The sequence below is a fragment of the Chryseobacterium sp. TQ-BC-N36 genome, from assembly GCF_058382295.1.
Genome location: NZ_CM178175.1, coordinates 5,057,037 through 5,077,120, shown reverse-complemented (window position 1 = coordinate 5,077,120; position 20,084 = coordinate 5,057,037). Strand labels below are relative to the sequence as shown.

Annotated in this window: 17 protein-coding genes; 8 read left to right on the top strand and 9 right to left on the bottom strand. The window is 36.9% G+C overall.

Annotated features, from left to right (window positions below):
• Positions 1-293: 293 nt before the first annotated feature.
• On the bottom strand, positions 294-989 hold the full coding sequence (locus AC3FI7_RS23025) for a DedA family protein (protein WP_142725886.1): 696 nt from the start codon (positions 987-989) through the stop codon (positions 294-296).
• Between the two features lie 86 nt (positions 990-1,075).
• Positions 1,076-2,188 (bottom strand): peptide chain release factor 2, encoded by a 1,113-nt coding sequence (prfB, locus tag AC3FI7_RS23020; RefSeq protein ID WP_131438467.1) that lies wholly within the window; start codon positions 2,186-2,188, stop codon positions 1,076-1,078.
• 150 nt (positions 2,189-2,338) lie between these two features.
• Here prfB and AC3FI7_RS23015 point away from each other — a divergent pair, with 150 nt between their 5' ends.
• Entirely contained in the window at positions 2,339-2,617 is a 279-nt protein-coding gene (locus tag AC3FI7_RS23015; protein WP_142725887.1) for a hypothetical protein, read from the top strand.
• Here AC3FI7_RS23015 and AC3FI7_RS23010 read toward each other — a convergent pair whose 3' ends face one another.
• The 3 genes from AC3FI7_RS23010 to AC3FI7_RS23000 are packed head-to-tail and all read right to left on the bottom strand — an operon-like array spanning position 2,618 to position 5,624.
• Positions 2,618-3,100, bottom strand: coding sequence for a hypothetical protein (locus tag AC3FI7_RS23010; protein ID WP_491461003.1), 483 nt, complete (start codon positions 3,098-3,100; stop codon positions 2,618-2,620).
• Positions 3,101-3,106: 6 nt separating this feature from the next.
• Entirely contained in the window at positions 3,107-4,213 is a 1,107-nt protein-coding gene (locus AC3FI7_RS23005; protein WP_142725889.1) for an NAD(P)/FAD-dependent oxidoreductase, read from the bottom strand.
• A 58-nt stretch (positions 4,214-4,271) separates the two neighbouring features.
• A complete protein-coding gene (locus AC3FI7_RS23000) occupies positions 4,272-5,624 on the bottom strand; it encodes an AAA family ATPase (RefSeq protein ID WP_491461002.1) in 1,353 nt (450 codons plus the stop codon).
• A gap of 116 nt (positions 5,625-5,740) precedes the next feature.
• On the opposite strand from AC3FI7_RS23000, the gene AC3FI7_RS22995 reads away from it, so the two are divergent.
• The 3 genes from AC3FI7_RS22995 to AC3FI7_RS22985 all read left to right on the top strand — a co-directional run bounded on the left by AC3FI7_RS22995 (position 5,741) and on the right by AC3FI7_RS22985 (position 8,266).
• Positions 5,741-6,643: an ABC transporter ATP-binding protein gene (locus AC3FI7_RS22995; protein WP_142725891.1), complete on the top strand. Its 903-nt coding sequence runs from the start codon at positions 5,741-5,743 to the stop codon at positions 6,641-6,643.
• A 2-nt stretch (positions 6,644-6,645) separates the two neighbouring features.
• Positions 6,646-7,491 carry an ABC transporter permease gene (locus AC3FI7_RS22990; RefSeq protein ID WP_491461001.1) on the top strand — a complete coding sequence of 282 codons (846 nt, stop codon included), beginning with the start codon at positions 6,646-6,648 and terminating at the stop codon, positions 7,489-7,491.
• A 124-nt stretch (positions 7,492-7,615) separates the two neighbouring features.
• On the top strand, positions 7,616-8,266 hold the full coding sequence (locus tag AC3FI7_RS22985; RefSeq protein WP_491461000.1) for a hypothetical protein: 651 nt from the start codon (positions 7,616-7,618) through the stop codon (positions 8,264-8,266).
• 41 nt (positions 8,267-8,307) lie between these two features.
• Here AC3FI7_RS22985 and msrB read toward each other — a convergent pair whose 3' ends face one another.
• The 4 genes from msrB to AC3FI7_RS22965 form a co-directional block, all read right to left on the bottom strand.
• Positions 8,308-9,405: a peptide-methionine (R)-S-oxide reductase MsrB gene (gene msrB / locus AC3FI7_RS22980; protein ID WP_343660908.1), complete on the bottom strand. Its 1,098-nt coding sequence runs from the start codon at positions 9,403-9,405 to the stop codon at positions 8,308-8,310.
• Between the two features lie 17 nt (positions 9,406-9,422).
• Positions 9,423-9,866 (bottom strand): DUF417 family protein, encoded by a 444-nt coding sequence (locus AC3FI7_RS22975; RefSeq protein ID WP_491460999.1) that lies wholly within the window; start codon positions 9,864-9,866, stop codon positions 9,423-9,425.
• A 79-nt stretch (positions 9,867-9,945) separates the two neighbouring features.
• Positions 9,946-10,215 carry a hypothetical protein gene (locus AC3FI7_RS22970; RefSeq protein ID WP_142725895.1) on the bottom strand — a complete coding sequence of 90 codons (270 nt, stop codon included), beginning with the start codon at positions 10,213-10,215 and terminating at the stop codon, positions 9,946-9,948.
• 6 nt (positions 10,216-10,221) lie between these two features.
• Positions 10,222-10,776 (bottom strand): sigma-70 family RNA polymerase sigma factor, encoded by a 555-nt coding sequence (locus AC3FI7_RS22965; protein WP_491460998.1) that lies wholly within the window; start codon positions 10,774-10,776, stop codon positions 10,222-10,224.
• 251 nt (positions 10,777-11,027) lie between these two features.
• On the opposite strand from AC3FI7_RS22965, the gene alaS reads away from it, so the two are divergent.
• The 4 genes from alaS to AC3FI7_RS22945 all read left to right on the top strand — a co-directional run bounded on the left by alaS (position 11,028) and on the right by AC3FI7_RS22945 (position 20,036).
• Entirely contained in the window at positions 11,028-13,631 is a 2,604-nt protein-coding gene (gene alaS / locus AC3FI7_RS22960) for an alanine--tRNA ligase (RefSeq protein ID WP_491460997.1), read from the top strand.
• 419 nt (positions 13,632-14,050) lie between these two features.
• Positions 14,051-15,529, top strand: a complete 1,479-nt coding sequence (locus AC3FI7_RS22955) for a PhoX family protein (protein WP_142725898.1) — start codon at positions 14,051-14,053, stop codon at positions 15,527-15,529.
• Between the two features lie 69 nt (positions 15,530-15,598).
• Entirely contained in the window at positions 15,599-17,413 is a 1,815-nt protein-coding gene (locus tag AC3FI7_RS22950; RefSeq protein ID WP_491460996.1) for a cytochrome-c peroxidase, read from the top strand.
• Positions 17,414-17,705: 292 nt separating this feature from the next.
• Positions 17,706-20,036 carry a hypothetical protein gene (locus AC3FI7_RS22945; protein ID WP_228451316.1) on the top strand — a complete coding sequence of 777 codons (2,331 nt, stop codon included), beginning with the start codon at positions 17,706-17,708 and terminating at the stop codon, positions 20,034-20,036.
• Positions 20,037-20,084: the final 48 nt, after the last annotated feature.

Below are 20,084 nucleotides of genomic sequence, written 5' to 3'. Positions count from 1 at the left end.
AACAATTCGTCCATAAGAATCTTTTACATATCCGGTATAAAAAATTTTATCTGGTAGATGTATCTAAAAAATGCTATGTCCGCAAAGCAATTTTAAAGCTTATATTCTATCGATCGCAAAGACACTTCGTTTAGCAAGGTATAGTACTTAGCTAAGTGAAGCGACTCTGCGAACGAAAAGTAACGGATCATGATAATAACCTTGCGAGCTTTGCGTGATAAAAAATATTTATACACACAAAAAAAGCCATCTCATGATTGAGACGGCTCTATAATTTTAATTGAATTCTTTATTTATTCAAAGTCCTGATCTTCGTATTTGGATAAATCCTCCTTTTTTCCGAAAACAAACTTGATGATTACCGGAAGAGTTGTTACCAGTACAATGACAATAATGATATATTCCAGTTTTTCTTTTAAGTTGATTCCAAACTGTTCCAAAAACAATTTATCAAGATAATGTCCTGCAAAGATCAGAATGAAAGACCATAGCACAGCTCCGATAATATTATCTCTTAAAAACTCTTTTTTATCCATCTTCACGATACCAGCTACAATTGGCGTAAACGTTCTTACAACCGGTAAAAATCTTGCCATGATAATGGCAAGAGCACCGTGTTTCTCAAAGAAATCATGTGCCTGATAAAGATATTTCTTTTTGAAAAGCATTGAATCCGGTCTTTTATATAAAGCAGGACCCGCTTTTCTTCCGAAATAATATCCTACTTCATTTCCAATCACAGCAGCCAGTGCCACACCTGAAGCCAGAAGTGTAGTATCCAGGAAATCACTCCCTGTAGATCCAAAAGTCTCTTTGATGATTTCAACGGCATAAATTCCTGAAACGAATAAAAGTGAATCTCCAGGCAGGAAAAACCCTACAAAAAGACCTGTTTCAGCAAAAACAATGAATAAAATAAGCCAAAACCCTCCCATTTTAATATAAAACTCAGGGTTTAATAAATCCTTCCAGCTATTGAAATCTTCCATAAATATCGATGAACAACAAAAGTAAGCCTAAAATGTCTGAAACAAAAATTAATTATAAGATTTTAACTAAAATTCAAAAACGAATTTTATAAGTCGAGATCATCATCGGAAACAGCCGTTCCATCGGCCATTAAGAATGCTTTCAGAAAAGGGGTGATATTCCCGTTCATGACAGCATCCACATCTGAAGTTTCATGACCTGATCGTACATCTTTTACCAGCTTGTAAGGATGCATTACGTAATTTCTGATCTGGCTTCCCCACTCGATCTTCATCTTGTTGGCTTCAATCTCATTTCTGGCTTTCATACGTTCTTCCAGTTCCATTTCGTAAAGTCTTGAACGTAAGAGTTGCATGGCTTTTTCTTTATTCTGAAGCTGGGAACGGGATTCTGAGTTTTCGATAATAATACCGGTTGGTGCGTGACGAAGACGTACAGCTGTTTCTACCTTGTTGACATTCTGCCCTCCTGCTCCGGAAGCTCTCATGGTTTCAAAGCTGATATCAGCCGGGTTGATATTGATCTCAATGGTATCATCTACCAAAGGATATACATATACCGAAACAAAGCTTGTATGACGTTTTGCATTACTGTCAAAAGGAGAGATTCTTACCAGTCTGTGTACTCCGTTTTCTCCTTTCAGATATCCGAAAGCATATTCCCCTTCAATCTCCAGTGTTACGGTTTTCACTCCTGCTACATCCCCTTCCTGAAAGTTCAGTTCGCGGATTTTATAACCCTGCTTTTCTGCCCACATGGTATACATCCTCATCAGCATAGATGCCCAGTCACAACTTTCTGTCCCTCCTGCTCCGGCAGTGATCTGAAGGACTGCAGAAAGCTCATCCCCTTCATTGGAAAGCATATTTTTGAATTCAAGGTCTTCAATTTTTTCTACCAATTGCGGAAATGTTTCATCCAGTTCCTTTTCCGAATCCGGATCTTCTTTGGCAAAATCAGCTAACACCTGCAGGTCTTCAAACTGTGTCTGGATCTCATCATAGCTTTCTACCCATTTTTTTTTGGAACGGAGCTGTTTTAAAAATGCTTCAGCCGTTTTTGGATTGTCCCAAAATTCCGGAGCCGCAGTTTTTTCGTCATCATTGGCAATTTCAATCTTCTTTTTCTCAATCTGAAGATATCTGTGTAAATCTTCAATTCTGGATTGAACTTCTTTTATCTGGTCGTTGTTAATCACGAATTTTTCTTTTTGCAAAAATAAGGAATTCTTTTAGAGTGGAGCGTTTTGAGTTTAAAGTTCCTGGTTTTGGATTTGATTAAGGTTTAGAATTTAATTTAGGAAGAGAAGTGTATTTTTACTTTATATTTATGCTTAAAAAAGATTTGAATGAATATCAATGATTTGATTAACGAGCGCAATGGAAACATTGCTAGGTTAAAAAAGCTTATTATTTCAATGAATTTAATGCCCGGACTTTCCAAAAGCAGTTTTGATCATCTAACTGAAAAGCTTTTTCAACAATTGGAAAAAGGAACGGATCAAGATAAGCTTGAAAAAGTTATAGAAACTGAGTTATGTGTTTCTTATGGCCTTTATAAGTCTGAGTTCGATTCCGAAGAAGTGGCATCGGAAATTTTTAGCTGGTGGGAAAATAACAGTCATTGATTACTCCTTTGTTATTTCAGCTTCAAAGCTTCTTCTAAGGTATTCTTTTGATTTTTTACTTTCTGTTTTGAAGCCTGCCATTGTTAAGATATAAACAAAAAGTAACATCAGCAGAGGCATGAAAAATTCTACAGACATTTTTTTCTCTGTTGAACCGATCATAATGAATATCCCTACTGCAATGGAGCACCAGAATAGTAAAAATACAAGTACAAATACATGTAACTTCATGGTCACCTCTATTTCTGTCCCGTAGTTATTTTTTTGAATAATTCCGCTTATTTGGGGAAGAAAAGAATTTCTATACTGAATAACTCTGCTTATTTCAAAGCTGTCATTATTTACAGATCCTTCATAGTCTTTTGTATAATTTCTTCCAAAACCAAATTTTTTAGGTTCTACAAAACCTGAAAGTCTTGTAAAAACTTCCTGTTCAGACAAATTTGTCCTGTAGGTAATACGTTCAAAAGGTAAATATTTCATTTGTATCTAAATCATTTTTGCTATCTCCTCCCCAATTTTTGGAGCCAGAGCCACTCCCATTCCTGAAAGTCTTACTGCACAAAACTGTCTTTCCGAAATCTGTTTTACAATGGGTGTTTTTTCCAGGCCCATTGCCATTATTCCTGACCAGCGGAGTGCAATTTTAAAGTCATTATGAGGAAGAATAACTTCGCTTAAAAAGTTTTCCAGATGATCCTGCAGAAATTCTGTCGTTTCAAAAGCTATGGTTTCTTCGGTTTTAAAATCCTGATTTCTCCCGCCCCCCAGTAATATTCTGTTTCCCAAGTTCCTGAAATAATAGTAACCTTCATCATAATGAAAGGTTCCTTTTAGTTTTAATCCGTCTATAGGCTCTGTCAAAAGGACCTGTCCACGGGCTGGAACGATATTTTCTTTTTCCAGAAACTTTGAAGTGAAAGCATTGGTACAATAAATCATTTTATCCGCTTTTACGGAAAGATGATCCGAGAGATGAACCTCAATATCTCCTGTTCTTTCTTCAACTTTACTAACTTCTGTTCCGAATAAAAATTCAATTTTCAGTTCATGACACTTTTCCAGCAAATTCTGTAACAGTTTTCCTGAATGCAGACTTCCTTCACAAGGGTTTTCGATGAGAAATTCAGATTTTCCAAGTCCGAATTCCTGTATTTTATCCTTTTTCAGACTGTATGTTTTATCCAGGCCGGTTATTGCTTTCAGCTTTTCATTAACAATAGCGATATGAGATAAAGGCTCTTCATTATTTACAATTTCATAGCCTCCTGTAAGTTCAAAATCAATTTCATCATTTTTAAAATAATGTCGGATTTTCTGAAGGCCGTCAAATCTCATTTTAACGAGACGCAATGTTTTTTCCCAACCCATTGTCTGCGAATCTGCAATCACTTCAGTAAGGCTTCCAAAGCAGGCAAACCCTGCATTTCTTGTTGAGGCTCCTAATGGAATGGTACTCCTTTCAATAATTAAAACAGATTTATCCGGATACTTTTCTTTGACAGATATAGCAGTCCACAGCCCCGAAAATCCGGCACCTATGATGATAATATCCCTTTTTCTGTAGAAAGTGTCCAGTTCCCAGATGCTGTTCATAATTTTTTAAACCTTAAACTTTAAACTTTAAACCTCTCAGTCTTTAAACGTTGAACAATTACCCTTTATCTCCCCCATCATTATGCTGAAACCCGATGGCTCTTTGTGGTTCTTCCACTACTCTGTAAGTCTCCAGTTCATTTTTCAATGCCTGAATTCTGAACTGAAAGTCATCAAAATTATTGATAATAACATCAGCCAGGAATCTTGCTACCTGATCAAGATATTCTTCAGTAAGCTTAGACCCTGCATCTCTTAAAGCTCCGTTTAAAAGATTCTGGTCGATCTTCAGTTTTTCGTTTCTGGTTTTCTGGTAAAGGTTTTTAATTCTTTTCTTTAAGCTTTGGGTAAAATCGATCAGCATGGTATTGCTGAAGGCCTTCATTTTTGAAGAGATGTCATGCCAGAAAGGAACTTTATCTGCTTTGTTGTTTTTAAGAATTTTGTAGAGCAAAGAGTCTTCTTCAAGTCCCCTGGTCATTGCGTAAAGAATAATTTCTGAACGTTCAGAGGCATTAGGAGGAAAAATAGGGATCAGCACGTCAAATCTTCCGGGAGCAAGAATTTCTTCATCAATTTCTGCTACAGAATTAGCTGAGCCTATCATCAGAACTCCTTCTTTTTCAAATTTGCTGATGTAATGCAGAATAAGCTCCTGGGCTTCCAGATTACAGGAAGCAATATCCGTTTCTGCTCTTCGCTGCATCATAATTTCATCAAAGTCATCCAGGAAAAGCAGCATTTTATTTTCCTTCATCATGCTCAGCAGGAAATCACTGAAATTGATTTCATTTCCATCAATCAATGATGTTCCCAGGTAGTGTTTTTTAACTTCTTTAAACTGATATCCGATGATTTCAGCAATCTTGTTGGCCCAGAATATCTTACCGCTCCCGGGAGGCCCGTACAGAATAATGCCTGCAGGCTTGTTGATTCCCCAGTCTTTGATCTGCTGTGGATTAAGGAAAGGTTCCAAAACGCTGGAGGTATAAAAAAACAGATCTCTGTATCCTATGAAATCCCTTTGCTGCAGACTGGTTTTATGTCCGAAATAGTCATACACAAACTGATAGTTTCCTCCCAGTTTGTTATCAATTCCATAACTTGATACGGAAGATTTGAAAAAACCGTTGTCGAAGATATTGAGATTATTGTCTTTGATCACCTTTTCTACCTTATCTTTGGGCTGTTTGATGACTTCAGCAATCTGTTCCAGCGTTTTATTTTTATCAAGATCTTTTTCATAGAGCCTTAAAAAATCGATATTTTCGCGGGCGAATTTTTCAAAATCCTTTTTTACTTCAAAATTAGTGCTTATACAGTCTACCAGTTCAAGATCAAAATCCTGAATAAACTGTTTGATGGCTTCTGCAGAAACATGTAATTCTTCTGCCAGTTCAATTAGCTTCATAACTGTTGATTAATTCTATCAAATTTAATGTATTTACCTATAAATTAATATTGATTTATGATAATTCTGTAACATTCTCTAATTTACATAGACTACTACTATGTAAAACAAATTACATGGAAAAGATTTTATCAGTAAAAAATTTGACGAAAAAATTCAAGAGAGTTGTAGTCAACAATATTTCTTTTGACGTCGAAAGAGGTAATGTTTATGGGCTTCTGGGACCTAATGGAAGCGGGAAATCCACTACTTTCGGGATGCTGCTTTCAACCATTAACCCCACCAGCGGAGACTGGTTCTGGTTTGGTAAGAAAGGAACTGATCCGGACACTTTAAAAAAGATAGGAGCTATTATTGAACAGCCTAACTTTTACCCTTATTTAAGCGCAGAAACCAACCTTAAGATTGTTGCAGAAATTAAAAATGCGCCTTATTCAAGGATTGATGAAGTTTTGAAAACGGTTAATCTGTATGAAAGAAGAACGGATGCTTTCAAAACTTTTTCTTTAGGCATGAAACAGCGCCTTGCCATTGCTTCTGCTATGCTGAACAACCCCGAAGTATTGATTTTAGATGAACCTACCAACGGGCTGGATCCTGAAGGAATCATACAGATCAGAGAAATTATCAGTGATATTGCCAAACAAGGAATCACCATTATTATTGCAAGCCACCTTCTGGATGAAATTGAAAAAATCTGCAGTCATGTGATTGTATTGAAAGAAGGAAATTCCATTTACTGTGGACGGGTGGACGAAATGACTTCCAATAATGGCTATTTTGAACTGAAAGCAGATAACAATACAATACTTTTAAATGCTTTAAATGAGCTTCAATGGTTTTCCTCCATCAATCAGGACGGTGACCTTATCAAAGCTCAGATTCGTGATGATGCTTCAATTTCAGCTTCCGCAATGAATCAGAAACTGGCAGAAAAAGGGATTTATCTTTCCCATCTGACCAAGAAAAAACTGTCCCTTGAATCTCAATTCCTTGAACTTGTAAAAAACACCAATTAGTCATGATCAAATTATTAAAACTGGAATATTACAAAAACCTGAACTACCAACCGTTTAAGGTTTTCACCATACTTTATTTCGCCATTCTTATCGCCTTACTTTTCATCGGACTGGTTGACTTTGATGTTTTTGGGGGAACCGTAAACTTAAAAGAACAAGGGATTTATAATTTCCCGGAAATCTGGAATTTCACCACCTGGATTGTTGCCTTACTGAAAATTTTCCTGGGGCTGATTATTGTCTTCTCCATTTCACAGGAGTTCAGTAACAGAATGTTCAAGCAGAATACGATTGATGGATTGAGCAGAAAAGAATTTATCACCTCAAAACTATTGACAATAAGTATTTTCACTATTGTCTCAACAGCAATCGTATTGGGAATTACTCTATTTCTGGGGTATCAATACTCTAATACGACAGAATCTACAAAAGTTTTGGCTGAGATTTTCTTCATTGGAAATTATCTGGTAAAGCTATTTACTTTCTTCTGCTTCTTAATGTTCCTTTCAATTTTACTGAGAAAATCTATTTTTGTTTTTCTTGCCCTTTTCGTTTTCTGGATTGGCGAAGGAATTTTAACCGCTTTTGAAACGTATTCAAAAGTAAAGGGAATGCAGGGCCCCCAAAGAAATGAGGTTCTTCAGAATGATTTTTTTATCTCGCATCTTTTACCGCTGGAAAGCATGTCAAGCCTTATTCCTAACCCAATGATGAGATTAAATATGGCTAAAATGATGGGCTTAAAATATGAGTTCCACTACCCTACGGAAAGTCTTATCGCCTGTCTGGTGTGGTGTGCTATTTTTATATTCGGTTCGTACTGGATTCTGAGAAAAAGGGATTGGTAGATGGTAATATCTTGAATTTAAAGATTTAAAAATTACAATATTTAAAGATTATTTTTTAAGTGGTTCGTTTTCGGATCACTTTTTTTGGCTTAAAATTTTCATTCAGTACTGTCAAAAACTAACCATGAAAAAAATATACTACTTCCCAGGATTAATCAGCGCCTTGCTGATTCCTGTTTTATTCTGGTATTATGGAAGCCAAAAGTCTGAAGATATTAACGTTTCTGTCATAGATATTGGACTTCCTGCCAAAGAAAGAAAAGGGAGTAAAAATACATTTGAAAGTTTTGAAACTTACAGAAACTGGAATTACAAAAAAATAAAAATAGCCCCTGGTACTGCTAAAGAAAATTCAAAATCATATGTTTCTGAACTGAAAAAGCTTCAGGAAAGAAATGAGAAAGAGTCTGGTATTGAGTTTATTTTAGATCAAAATAATAGCTATGGTGATTTTGTCTCTGTTTTGAATGATCTGGCAATCGCCAAACAAGAACAATATGCCGTTGACCTGGAGAAAACAGGACATATTTTTGCGGTTTATAGCTATATTGATCCTACGGTGCAATATCCTGAATATGAATGTTTACTTTGTAATGATACTATAGATTGGGGGCCAGCAGAAACTATGAATGCTTTTGAATATACCCGCTATGGGCAGATCTTTAACCTGTTTACAACCGCTTCCAAAGAAACTTCCTACATTATTTTCGGGTTTCTTATATTTCTGAATATGTCCATGTTCAGCATCAAAGAAAGATTTCAATTACATCATTAATTCAAAATAAAAAGGCTGCCATTGGCAGCCTTCCTTTCACATTACTTTTTATCTAACAACGGAAGATATTTTCCGTATCCTTTACTTTCCATTTCTGCTTTTGGAATAAATTTCAGCGAAGCACTGTTAATACAGTAACGAAGTCCTCCTTTATCTTCCGGTCCGTCTGTGAAGACGTGTCCTAAGTGGGCGTCGCCGGTTTTACTTCTTACCTCTACTCTTGTCATCCCGTGGGAACGATCCATTTTTTCGTCAATTAAACTTTTTGTAATCGGTTTTGAAAAACTTGGCCATCCACATCCGGATTCAAATTTATCTGTAGACACAAATAAAGGCTCTCCTGTGGTAATATCTACATAAATTCCTTCTCGGGTTTCGTTCCAGTATTCATTCTGGAAAGGTCTTTCTGTACCGTTTTCCTGAGTAACATTATATTGTTCAGCGGTCAGTTTCTCCTTTAAAACTTTTTTATCCTGTTTTTGATAAGCTGGTTTTGGAAGAGGATTGGCTTTTTTAGCCATTTCAAAAAGTCCCGGTTCAATGTGGCAGTACCCGCCAGGATTTTTGTCCAGATAATCCTGATGATAATCTTCTGCTCTGTAGAAGTTTTTCAACGGAATAGTTTCTACCAATATCGGTTTGCTATAATTTTTGGCCAGTTTCTGAACTTCACCTTTTACAGTGGCTTCGTCTGTTTTATCTGTGAAATAAATTCCTGTTCTGTACTGGTTTCCTCTGTCATTACCCTGCTGATCCTTACTAGTAGGATCAATGGTTTTGAAATACAGATCAATCAACAGTTTCAGGTCTACCTGTTCAGGATCATATTTTACCTTTACGGTTTCTGCAAAACCTGTTGTATGACTTACGACCTCTTCATAAGTAGGATTTTGGGTATTTCCATTGGCATACCCCACTTCTGTTCCTACAACCCCACGAATCTGTTGAAAAAAATGTTCTGTTCCCCAGAAACATCCACCTGCAAAATAAATCTCTCTAACGTTTTTGTTATCCATAATTTTCTCATTTTCTTTTTTTATTTCCACTACATTAGGCTTGTTTTTTTTGAAAAGCCCGGATCCTGCAGCAAATACTGCGATACCCAGAATGATTCCGAGTACTATTAATATATTTTTCATTTTTACCTTTTTATTCATTACTTATTATTTTGAACGATCATGACTCCAAATCCTAAAAACATAAGGTCTTTTAAAATAAAGAAATCCGTCACAGGCACTCCATCCACTATTTTCCAAACTCCCGGTGTGGTAAATAAATAGCTTAATGTCACCAGAAAAGTTACAATCATTCCTATTCCTGCGTACTTCTTCAGTACAGCAAATTTCGCACTAAATATCAGGAGTAATGCAATGATAATTTCTATCGCTCCGATAAGATTTGACACTGCCTGGACGCTTATAATTTTATATACGAAAAAAGTTAAGAAATGGTTTTCTACCAAAGGTTTTATTGCTGCTGCTTCTGTAGGGGTAAATTTGAAAATACCAATCCACAGCAAAATAAGCGCTGCTCCGAAAAGTGAAATGTAATACCCGATTCGGGCTAATTGATTTTTAGATTCCTGTACTGTTCCGACCATATTTTAAGATTTTAATTGAATACTCTATTGTTTTCAGAAGTATAGTCGGAGGCTTTTTAAAATCCTGACAGAATTTTTATCAGAAATTTAACTTATCGATCATTTTATTTTTAAAGTCCTGAATTTCAGACTCATTTATTTCTTTCTCTTTCTCAGAAAAAGTCTTTTTAAAAACTTTATCCAGAAGAGCCAGCTTTTCACTGTACATCCTGCACCATTTGCAGATCATCAGGTGCATGCTAAGCATCCTGTTTTCTCTGGGAGAAATGGATTGGGCATTCCTTTTTTCCATCAGTAAAGTAGCTTCACTGCATGGTAAAAATAGTATATGTAGTATTCTTTTTATCATTATTCCTTATGATTTTGAAAACCAGTTAAACTCCAGACATTCTCTGAGCTGCATCCGGCTTCGTTGCAAAATCTTCCAAAGATTAGTCGTGGAAACATTCAATTCCTGACTTACTTCCGGTGCTTTTTTTTCTTCGATATAATACATTTTCAGCAGGATCTTCCATCTGGAGGGTAATTCTTCAATACATTCCTCCAAGGTTTTATTAAAATCTGCATTGTCTAAAAGTTCATCGCCTTCACCGGATACATTCCAGTCATTCAGAACATCATTATGTTTCCATGAACCTGTTTCATCAAAGAAATGATCAAGTCTTATATTCGGTTCTGATTTATATTTTTTCCGGTAAAAATCTGCCACTTTCCTGTTCAGGATTGCCATCAGCCAGGTCGATGCCTGACTTTTCCCTTCGAAAGAATCATAGGCTGAGTAGGCCGCAAGAAAAACTTCCTGAACTACATCCTGTGCATCTTCTTTATTCGAAAGCACATACAGCGCCCGCTTCAAAAGCGGCCCTGAATATTGCTCTATCCAGTTTTTCAATTCTTCATCTTTTGTCATAGGAAGGATTTCTGTCTTTTCTCAGATCACAACGAAGGTAGTAAGTTAAACGGATATTCCAAAATTAGATTATTATTGATTGTTATTGCCACAAACCTTATAGGTTTTAAAAACCTATAAGGTTTACGATACATCCGTTAGCCCAACTCTTCACCATTCAAAACATAGTATAAAATTATTACAAATCGCTTAAAAATCTTAAATTTGCAACTTATCAAAAATTTGATATTTAAAAAAGCAAAAGCAATACTATGACATCACAAGAGATACGTCAAAAATTTTTAGACTATTTTAAAAGTAAGGAGCATTTAATCGTTCCTTCAGCTCCTATTGTGCTGAAAGACGACCCTACCCTTATGTTTTCCAATTCCGGAATGACACAGTTCAAGGATTTTTTCCTTGGCTACAAAACGCCTACCGCCCCGAGAATTGCCGATACACAGAAGTGTCTGAGAGTTTCCGGGAAGCACAATGACCTGGATGATGTGGGGAGAGATACTTACCACCATACCATGTTTGAAATGTTGGGAAACTGGTCTTTCGGGGATTACTTCAAAAAAGAGGCTATTGCTTTTGCCTGGGAATTACTGACTGAAGTATACGGAATTCCAAAAGAAAATTTATATGTAACGATTTTTGAGGGTGATGCTTCTGAAAATCTGGACAGGGACCAGGATGCTTATGATTTCTGGAAGTCCCATATTTCAGAAGACAGAATCATCAATGGAAATAAAAAAGATAATTTCTGGGAAATGGGTGAAAGCGGACCGTGCGGACCGTGTTCAGAAATCCATATTGACCTGAGAACACCTGAAGAAAAAGCAGCCGTTCCGGGAATTTCCCTTGTGAACCAGGATCACCCGCAGGTCGTGGAAGTATGGAACCTGGTTTTCATGGAATTCAACAGAAAAGCAGATAAATCTTTAGAAAAGCTTCCTGCTCAGCACGTAGATACGGGAATGGGCTTCGAACGTCTTTGTATGGCACTTCAGGGGAAGTCTTCCAACTATGATACCGATGTTTTTACTCCGCTTATTTCTAAAGTTGAGGAGCTTTCTGGTAAAAAATACACCGGAATTTTAGAAAATGAAAAAGATATTGCCATCCGTGTTGTGGTAGACCACATCAGAGCGGTTTCTTTTGCTATCGCTGACGGGCAGCTGCCTTCCAACGGAGGAGCAGGTTATGTAATCAGAAGAATTTTAAGAAGAGGAATTTCTTATTCTTACCGATTCCTGGATATGAAAGAACCTTTCCTTTACAAGCTTGTGGCCGTTCTTCAGGAACAAATGGGATCTTTCTTCCCGGAAATCGAAAAGCAGGGTAAACTGGTTGCTGAAGTGATTAAAAGTGAAGAAGATTCATTCTTAAAAACCATTGAGAACGGTCTGATCAGAGTTGAAAAGCTGATTCAGCAGACCATTGCTGATAACCTTAAAGTATTACCAAGTGAAGAAGTATTTGAGCTGTATGATACTTATGGATTCCCTGATGATCTGACAAGAATTATTGCAGAAGAAAAAGGGTTAACCATTGATGAAGCAGGTTTCAAAGCCGAAATGGAGAAACAAAAACTTCGTTCAAAAGCGGATTCTGCTCAGAAAGTGTATGACTGGGTTACTTTAGAGGAAAGAGAAGAAAACTTTGTGGGTTATGATCAGACTGAATCTGAAACCTATATTACGAGATACAGAAAAGTAGAAAATAAAGACGGAGAATTTTACCAGGTGGTATTAAGCAGTTCTCCTTTCTATCCAGAAGGAGGAGGTCAGGTTGGAGACAAAGGTGTTCTTCAGAATGCTGTTGAAAGCTTTGAGGTGTTGGAAACTAAAAAAGAAAATGGATTGATTATATCCTTAATCAATGGTCTTCCAAAAGATGCAGGTGCTCTTTTCTATGCTAAAGTAAACGCTTCTGAAAGAAAAAATTCTCAGGCTAACCACTCTGTCACCCACCTTCTGCATGAGGCTTTAAGAGATGTTCTGGGAACTCACGTGGAGCAGAAAGGTTCTTACGTAGGGCCTGATTATCTGCGTTTCGACTTCTCTCATTTCAACAAAATGACTGAAGAAGAACTGGCATTGATTGAAGATAAAGTAAACCAAAAGATCAAAGAAAGCATTGCGTTACAGGAATTCAGAAGTATTCCGATTCAGGAAGCTCTGGATAGAGGTGCCATGGCTTTATTTGGTGAAAAATATGGTGATCATGTGAGAATGATCCAGTTTGGAAGTTCAAAAGAACTTTGCGGAGGAACTCACGTAAAAAACACCAGCGAAATCGGTCATTTCAAGATCACTTCCGAAGGTTCTGCTGCTGCGGGAATCAGAAGAATTGAGGCGATTTCAGGAGATAAATCTGAAGAATATTTCAAAAATCTTGAAAAACAGATCATTGAACTTTCTCAATTATTGAAGTCTAAAGATGTAGTAAGGTCTATCGAGAAACTGATCGAAGAAAATACGTCATTGAAAGCTGAGGTAGATGCCCTTAAAAAGGAAAAAGCAAAAGGAGAAATCGGAGAATGGAAGAATGCTTATGAGCAGAAAGGCAACAAGCAGCTTCTTGTAAAGAAAACTTCCCTGGATGCCGGTTCTGTAAAAGACATCGTATTCCAGCTGAAGAGAGAAATCCCAGCTTCAGTAACGATTATTCTTTCGGATGCAGACGGAAAACCGATGATTACCGTTGGGGTTTCTGATGATCTGGCTGCAGATTATCAGGCTGGCGCTATTGTAAAGGATCTTGCCAAAGAAATCCAAGGTGGTGGTGGTGGAAACCCAGGTTTTGCAACAGCAGGGGGTAAAAACCTTGAAGGGTTAGAAAACGCTTACCAAAAAGCTTTGAATATTTAAGAATAGCATACCTATTATAAATTTTAGAATAGGCTGTTTCATTTTGAGACAGCCTGTTTTTGTTTTAACTATTATCTTTTATTTAACGCTAAGATCACAAGAAATTCTCATGCTATCATAAATATTTCCGTTCGTAAAGACGTTACACTCAGCTATGAAATGATTGCGTTTTTTGCTAAATGGAATGCCTTTGCGAACGAGAAAAGCAGGAAATAAAAACTTTGCGTACACTGCGTTATAATATAGTATTCTTATTACGAATATTTTCAGCAAAGTTTCTCTATTTATATCCGTTCTAATTATTGACCTTATCTTAACAAATCATCACCTAATCTTAAACTATTTGTTTTATCTTCTTAAAACTCAGTTAACACCAGACCATTAGTTTTGCCATAATCGAAATTTCAAAAAAAAGAATTATGAAAATTAACAAAACTATGGGAGTATTATTGTTTGCTGCCCTTGTATTTCAAGGTTGCAACGATGATAATAACGGGGATTCGAATACCCCTTCCAACGACAAAATCAAAATTGAAAATTTTTCTAAAGAACCCGCTTTCGTTTTTGGAATGCCTGGTTTTGAAAATTTAAATATTACTACCCTGATCTCCAGTTCTGATGTTCTTCCAGGTTCTCCTGATTTCGTTTTCGGAGGCCAGCCGGATGGGATGGGACTTATGAAAGACCCCAATTCTGACGGTTATCTGATGATCACTAACCATGAAATCAAACAGTCAGTATCCAGAGTGTATTTAGACAAAACTTTTAAACCTGTAAAAGGAGAATATATATTGAACGGAACCGGAGGAATGACTAGGTTATGCTCCGCCACATTAGCAACTCCTGAGATTCACGGTTTCAGTGCGTTTCTTACGGCAGGCGAATCAGGTGAGGAAAGTATGGTTCACGCTCTGAATCCTTTGGCACCGGTATCTCAGGCATCAGATAAAACAAGAGTAAAACCTGCTTTGGGAAAAGCTTCTATGGAAAATGCAGTTCCGCTTCCTAAGGATGTTTCTAACGGAAAAACTTATATCATTATTGGTGAAGATCAGTCTTATTCTTCTTCTCACCAGTCTGCAGGACAGCTGATCATGTATGTAGCCGATACACAGGGAGATCTGGATAACGGTAAGCTGTATTCTTTAAGGAGAACAAACAGCAACTATACAGAAACGGACATGACAAAAGGAAATAGCTATGATGTGGAGTTTGTTGAAATCCCTAACGCTAAAAACCTTACAGGAGCTCAGATCAACCAGAAAAATATTGATAATAACGCAATCCGTTTTTCAAGAGTGGAAGATGTAGATTACAGAAAAGGAGCAGGAAAAGGAAGAGAAATTTACTTTACGGCAACAGGAGAATCGTCTGACGGTGTCAACCCAAAAGCAGGATTAACGATGTGGGGAAGAGTGTACAAACTTGTTCTGAACTCCAATAATATGCTGACAGGAAAATTAGAAGTGGTAGCAGAAGGAGACTCTAATCCGGGAAATAATCTTATCAATCCTGACAACTTATGTGTTACTGAAAACTTTGTGTACATCCAGGAAGACGGAGATTCTTACTATAAAAACGCCAATCACGATTCTTATATCTGGCAGCTGAATATCGCGACCAAACAATATAAGCCATGGCTGAATATGAAGCACAACAGAAATGATTCTGCATGGCAGACTGCTTACAACCAGTCCGGGGATCTTCAGAAGTTCGGTTCATGGGAATTCGGGGCAATGGTTGATATTTCAGACATCATCGGAGTTCCGAATACATTCTCTGTCAATATCCATTCTCATACATGGCAACTGGATAAATTCAAAAATCCTGACGGTTCCGGAATCAATACCAATAAGGAGGGCGGACAGATTGTGATCATCAGAAACGTAGAAAAATAGTTTCAAATTCTTCATATCAAATTCAATTAAAGTATCAATAGAAAATATCTGTTGATACTTTTCATACTTATGAATAGACTTTCAAAATACCCGATACTTCTCTTTTTATACTCCGCAGCAGCACTATTCATTCTTTCATATTGTAAAAATGATAAACAGCAGCCGGTATATGAAGATCTTGGTTCTGTAAAAAACAGAATCATTAAAACCAACACTGATTTTGAAAAACAAATCAATGAACTGAAAACCCTTGTTTCCAAAGATTCTGGGGAAAAACTTCTTCAGCAAAAATTTCAGGGCATCAGAAAAACCTACAAAAAAATGGAATGGGCTGTAGAGTATTTCCTCCCCCACTCTGCGAGGTTTATCAATGGACCTGCCCTTCCTGAGATCGAAATGGATGAGCATACCGAAATAGAGCCTGAAGGACTTCAGGTTCTGGAAGAGCTGTTGTATCCTTATAACAAAAGCAATCAGGAGGAAGTGATCAGAATGCTCAACAAGCTCATCAATAAGAGCAATACCATAGACACCAACTTTCAGGTAATTACCGTTAGTAAAGATCAGGTTTTTGATGCGTTAAGGCAGGAAACGTTCAGAATTTCAAGCCTGGGAATTTCAGGTTTTGACACCCCTGTTTCCGGAACATTTTTACAGGAAATGTCTTCTTCCCTTCAGGGAGTCAAAGAAACGCTTGAACAAATTTCCACAAGCCGGTCAAAGGACAAATCTTTAAAAAGTATCATAACGGAAATCAACTCAGCTATTGAATTTCTGAAAAAAAACACGGATAAAAATACATTTGATTATGTCAATTTTATTCCGGATCATCTGAACAAAATAACATCTCTGATGCTTGATTTTAAAAATCAGGAGGAAATTCCTGATGTTGAAGTAACCACAGCTTTAAACAAAAATGCAGCTACTTTCTTTGCCAAAAACGCATTTAATCCCAATGCCTTTACCCCTGGAAAAGAATATGCCTATTCTGAAGAAAAGGCTGCCCTCGGACACCAGCTTTTCAATGATAAAATTCTATCCAACAATAATAACCGAAGCTGTGCCACATGTCATATTCCGGAAAAAGCATTTACTGACGGACTTGCCAGATCCATGTCTCTTGAAAACTCCAAACTGCCCCGCAACACACCATCCCTCAACTATGCCGGATACCAGCATGGTCAGTTTTGGGACATGAGAAAGGATGATCTGGAAGGACAGAGCTCAGATGTAATCTCCAATAAAGAAGAAATGCATGGTGATCTGAATATTATTCTTGCCAGGATCAATCAGGATAAAAACTACCAGGCAGCATTCAAAAAGATATATGGCTCTCAAAAAACGGAGGTCTGGCAATTGCAGAATGTACTGGCCACCTATATCCGTTCTCTGGCAAAGTTCAATTCTGGTTTTGATGAATACATGAGGGGAAATAAATCGTCAATGACGGACAGCCAAAAACGGGGGTTTAATCTTTTTGTTGGAAAAGCCCAGTGTGCCATATGCCATTTTCTTCCTTTATTCAATGGAACAGTTCCTCCGAATTTCAAAAAAACGGAACAGGAAGTTCTAGGGGCAGCAATGAACGGAGAGAATAAAGCATTTGACACAGACCTGGGACGGGGAAAGTTTCATGAAACAGTTGCTTCATTACAGCATTCATTCAAAACACCAACTCTTAGAAATATCAATAAAACGGCACCTTATATGCACAATGGCGGTTATAAAACGTTGAAAGATGTTATGATTTTCTATAACAAAGGTGGTGGAAAAGGTTTGGGATTTAAAATAGAGAACCAGACCCTTTCTGATGCACCGCTGCAGCTCACTGAACAGGAAACTGATGATATCATTGAGTTTTTGAAAGCTTTGGACGATAAATAAAACGATTAAGCGGATTACAATTAAAACTCCTGATTATTACTACTCCGGGAGTTTTTTTATTGGTAAATTTCAGAAAAAACAGAAAGAAGATCTGATTGAACTCATTATTGAATTATATCTGTGCAAAATCCATAAAAACATTAGATTAAATCAATGTTATACTCTGTTAAAAACTTTTCTACCACAATAAATATTATTAATTTTGACCTAGTTTTTTTACATGAAAAGGGGTTTACTGTTATTATTTTTTATACTCAGCTTTTTGGGGTATTCACAAACAAAAATTAAGGTTGTGGATGACGCCAGTCAAAAACCTGTCTTTAAAGCTAAGATATCCTGTGACAATAGCGTTATCGGATATACCAATGAACAGGGCATTCTGGAATTTAAAACGGGATGTAAAAATATTGATGTTGAAGCAGAGTCTTATCAGAAAGAAAGCGTTACCGTAGAGAGCAGTATGGAAGTTTCCCTGCTTAAGAAAACATTAAAAACCACCAATATTGAGGCCGTGGTGATTGAGGACAAAAGTGATCCCAGAGCTTTGGAAATCCTTAAAAAAGTAAATAAGCTTTTTAAAGAAAATTCGCCAAAAAGTTTAGGATCCTATTCCTACAAATCCTATGAAAAAATATCCCTCGATATTGATGAGGACAGTATTTCTCAGTTTAATCAGTATTTCAACGATTTAAATATTTTCAAGAAAAAAAGAGAAAAGGACTCTCTGAACAACATTACTGCAAGAAAAATATTTTCAAAAAGCAAACTCTTTCTCTGGGAAAGGGCTCAGGAGTTTTTATACTCCAAAAAGTATGGCGAAAAGATCAATATTCTGGACAACAGAATTTCCGGGCTGAAACAGCCTATTTATGAAATGATCGCTCTCCAGCAGAGCAACAGGGATGTGGTTCCTGAACAGGTAAAACCGGAGAACAGAGGGCTTTACAGATTTTTCCTCTCGGATACCGTTACCCTGGATGGCAGGAAAAATTTCGTGATCCGCTTCCGTGAAGTCAATTACAAAAAACCGGACAGAAAGCGGAAATATAATGGTGCTATCTATGTAGATACCGAAACTTACGGAATCAAGAAAATCGAAAACTTCAGTAAAAACAAAAACGAAGGAATTATCACCAGTACCTGGGTATTCTACAATAATAAATGGTTCCTTGCCCACGAAAAAGCCAAGCTTAAAATGGGTAAAATGGCCATGGATGACAAAGTACATGCTGACGACGATAAGAAAGATAAAAAAAGCTTCGGAACCTATGCTTTCCTTACTTCAAAATATTTTGATTTCGAATCACCTATTGAAGAAGATGCTAAGGATTTCAAAGGCTACACTTTCTCAGTAAAAAATATTGACGGACATTCTCTGGATCAATACAGGACAGATCCTCTTACTGAAAGGGAACAAAATACCTATAAAACCATTGACAGCTTAGGTAAAAAATATAAAATAGACCGCAAAGCTCAGATATTATCCGGATTACTGAACGGACAGATCAGAGTAGGTTCTGTAGACTTTGCTGTAGATGAAATTGTCAATTATAACTCCTATGAAGGTTTCAGATTAGGTTTAAAAGCTAAGCTGAACGAAAACTTCAATCCTTATTTTTCACCAGACTATTACTTTGCATATGGGGTGAAAGACAGAAAATGGAAGTACGGAATGGGGCTTGATATGAAAACCACCCTGGAAAAAAATTCATTTTTCAGATTTGAAGTATATGATGATGTGACAGCTTCCGGAGAATTCAACCGGAAACTCTGGAATTTCAAGATGAGAATGATGAATTTCGGGAATAACCTGAATAATGACAGGTATTTTCACTTTAAAGGAATGTCATTATCTTATCTGAACGATGTCACAAACGGTCTAACGGTTGCCCTTGCCGTAAGAAGAAACACAGAAGAAGCTGAATTTGACTATCAATTCAGAGACAGGGGAACTTCGTACAGAAATTTCAATACCCTGTTTACACTGAAATATTCTCCGAATTCAACTAATATAATGACTCCTCAGGGAAAATCTCTGATCGATCAGAAGTATCCTGAGCTATATTTTAATTATGAGCAGAGCTACAAACTGTTGCAGGGAGATTTTAATTATTCCCGTTTTGATGCCTTGTTTGTTCACAATTTCAAAACACCTATCGGGACTACAGGTTTCAGATTGTACGGAGGTCTTGTTCTGGGCGGTGCACCTATCTGGAAAAACTTTACGATGAACGGGCTTGCCTCTCCGGGTAAAGACTTTAACTTTAACCTTACTTCTTACCTCGGGTTTGCAACGCTGGAAGGTGGAAAATACTATAATGACAGATTCGTAGCGTACTACTTTACGCACAAACTCCCATGGTATCTGAAAAGTTTCGGACACAATATTTCCAGCTTTGATTTTGTCCTGCGAGGAACAATCGGAGATATGAAACATCCGGAATACCACCAGTTTAAGTTCAGAAAGCTGGATCACCTGTATCAGGAAGTTGGTGTAGAATGGAACAATTTCCTTTCCAGTTATTTTAATCTGGGATTATTCTACAGAGTAGGCTATTATGCAACTCCTAATTTCAAAGAAAATTTTGCAATTCAGTTTAAGCTGAAGTTTCTTGAATTTTAATCGGACAGGAAAGGCAAAATCTTTATTTTTGAATAAGAATCCAGAAAT

Excerpts from the sequence above, each read along its gene's own strand:
- AC3FI7_RS23025 (WP_142725886.1), bottom strand. The coding sequence starts at position 989 with ATGGAAGATTTCAATAGCTGGAAGGATTTATTAAACCCTGAGTTTTAT.
- AC3FI7_RS22965 (WP_491460998.1), bottom strand. The coding sequence starts at position 10,776 with ATGACAAAAGATGAAGAATTGAAAAACTGGATAGAGCAATATTCAGGG.
- msrB (WP_343660908.1), bottom strand. The coding sequence starts at position 9,405 with ATGAAAAATATATTAATAGTACTCGGAATCATTCTGGGTATCGCAGTA.
- alaS (WP_491460997.1), top strand. The coding sequence starts at position 11,028 with ATGACATCACAAGAGATACGTCAAAAATTTTTAGACTATTTTAAAAGT.
- AC3FI7_RS22990 (WP_491461001.1), top strand. The coding sequence starts at position 6,646 with ATGATCAAATTATTAAAACTGGAATATTACAAAAACCTGAACTACCAA.
- AC3FI7_RS22955 (WP_142725898.1), top strand. The coding sequence starts at position 14,051 with ATGAAAATTAACAAAACTATGGGAGTATTATTGTTTGCTGCCCTTGTA.
- AC3FI7_RS22995 (WP_142725891.1), top strand. The coding sequence starts at position 5,741 with ATGGAAAAGATTTTATCAGTAAAAAATTTGACGAAAAAATTCAAGAGA.
- AC3FI7_RS23005 (WP_142725889.1), bottom strand. The coding sequence starts at position 4,213 with ATGAACAGCATCTGGGAACTGGACACTTTCTACAGAAAAAGGGATATT.
- AC3FI7_RS22975 (WP_491460999.1), bottom strand. The coding sequence starts at position 9,866 with ATGGTCGGAACAGTACAGGAATCTAAAAATCAATTAGCCCGAATCGGG.
- AC3FI7_RS23015 (WP_142725887.1), top strand. The coding sequence starts at position 2,339 with ATGAATATCAATGATTTGATTAACGAGCGCAATGGAAACATTGCTAGG.
- AC3FI7_RS22950 (WP_491460996.1), top strand. The coding sequence starts at position 15,599 with ATGAATAGACTTTCAAAATACCCGATACTTCTCTTTTTATACTCCGCA.
- AC3FI7_RS22985 (WP_491461000.1), top strand. The coding sequence starts at position 7,616 with ATGAAAAAAATATACTACTTCCCAGGATTAATCAGCGCCTTGCTGATT.
- AC3FI7_RS22970 (WP_142725895.1), bottom strand. The coding sequence starts at position 10,215 with ATGATAAAAAGAATACTACATATACTATTTTTACCATGCAGTGAAGCT.
- AC3FI7_RS23010 (WP_491461003.1), bottom strand. The coding sequence starts at position 3,100 with ATGAAATATTTACCTTTTGAACGTATTACCTACAGGACAAATTTGTCT.
- AC3FI7_RS23000 (WP_491461002.1), bottom strand. The coding sequence starts at position 5,624 with ATGAAGCTAATTGAACTGGCAGAAGAATTACATGTTTCTGCAGAAGCC.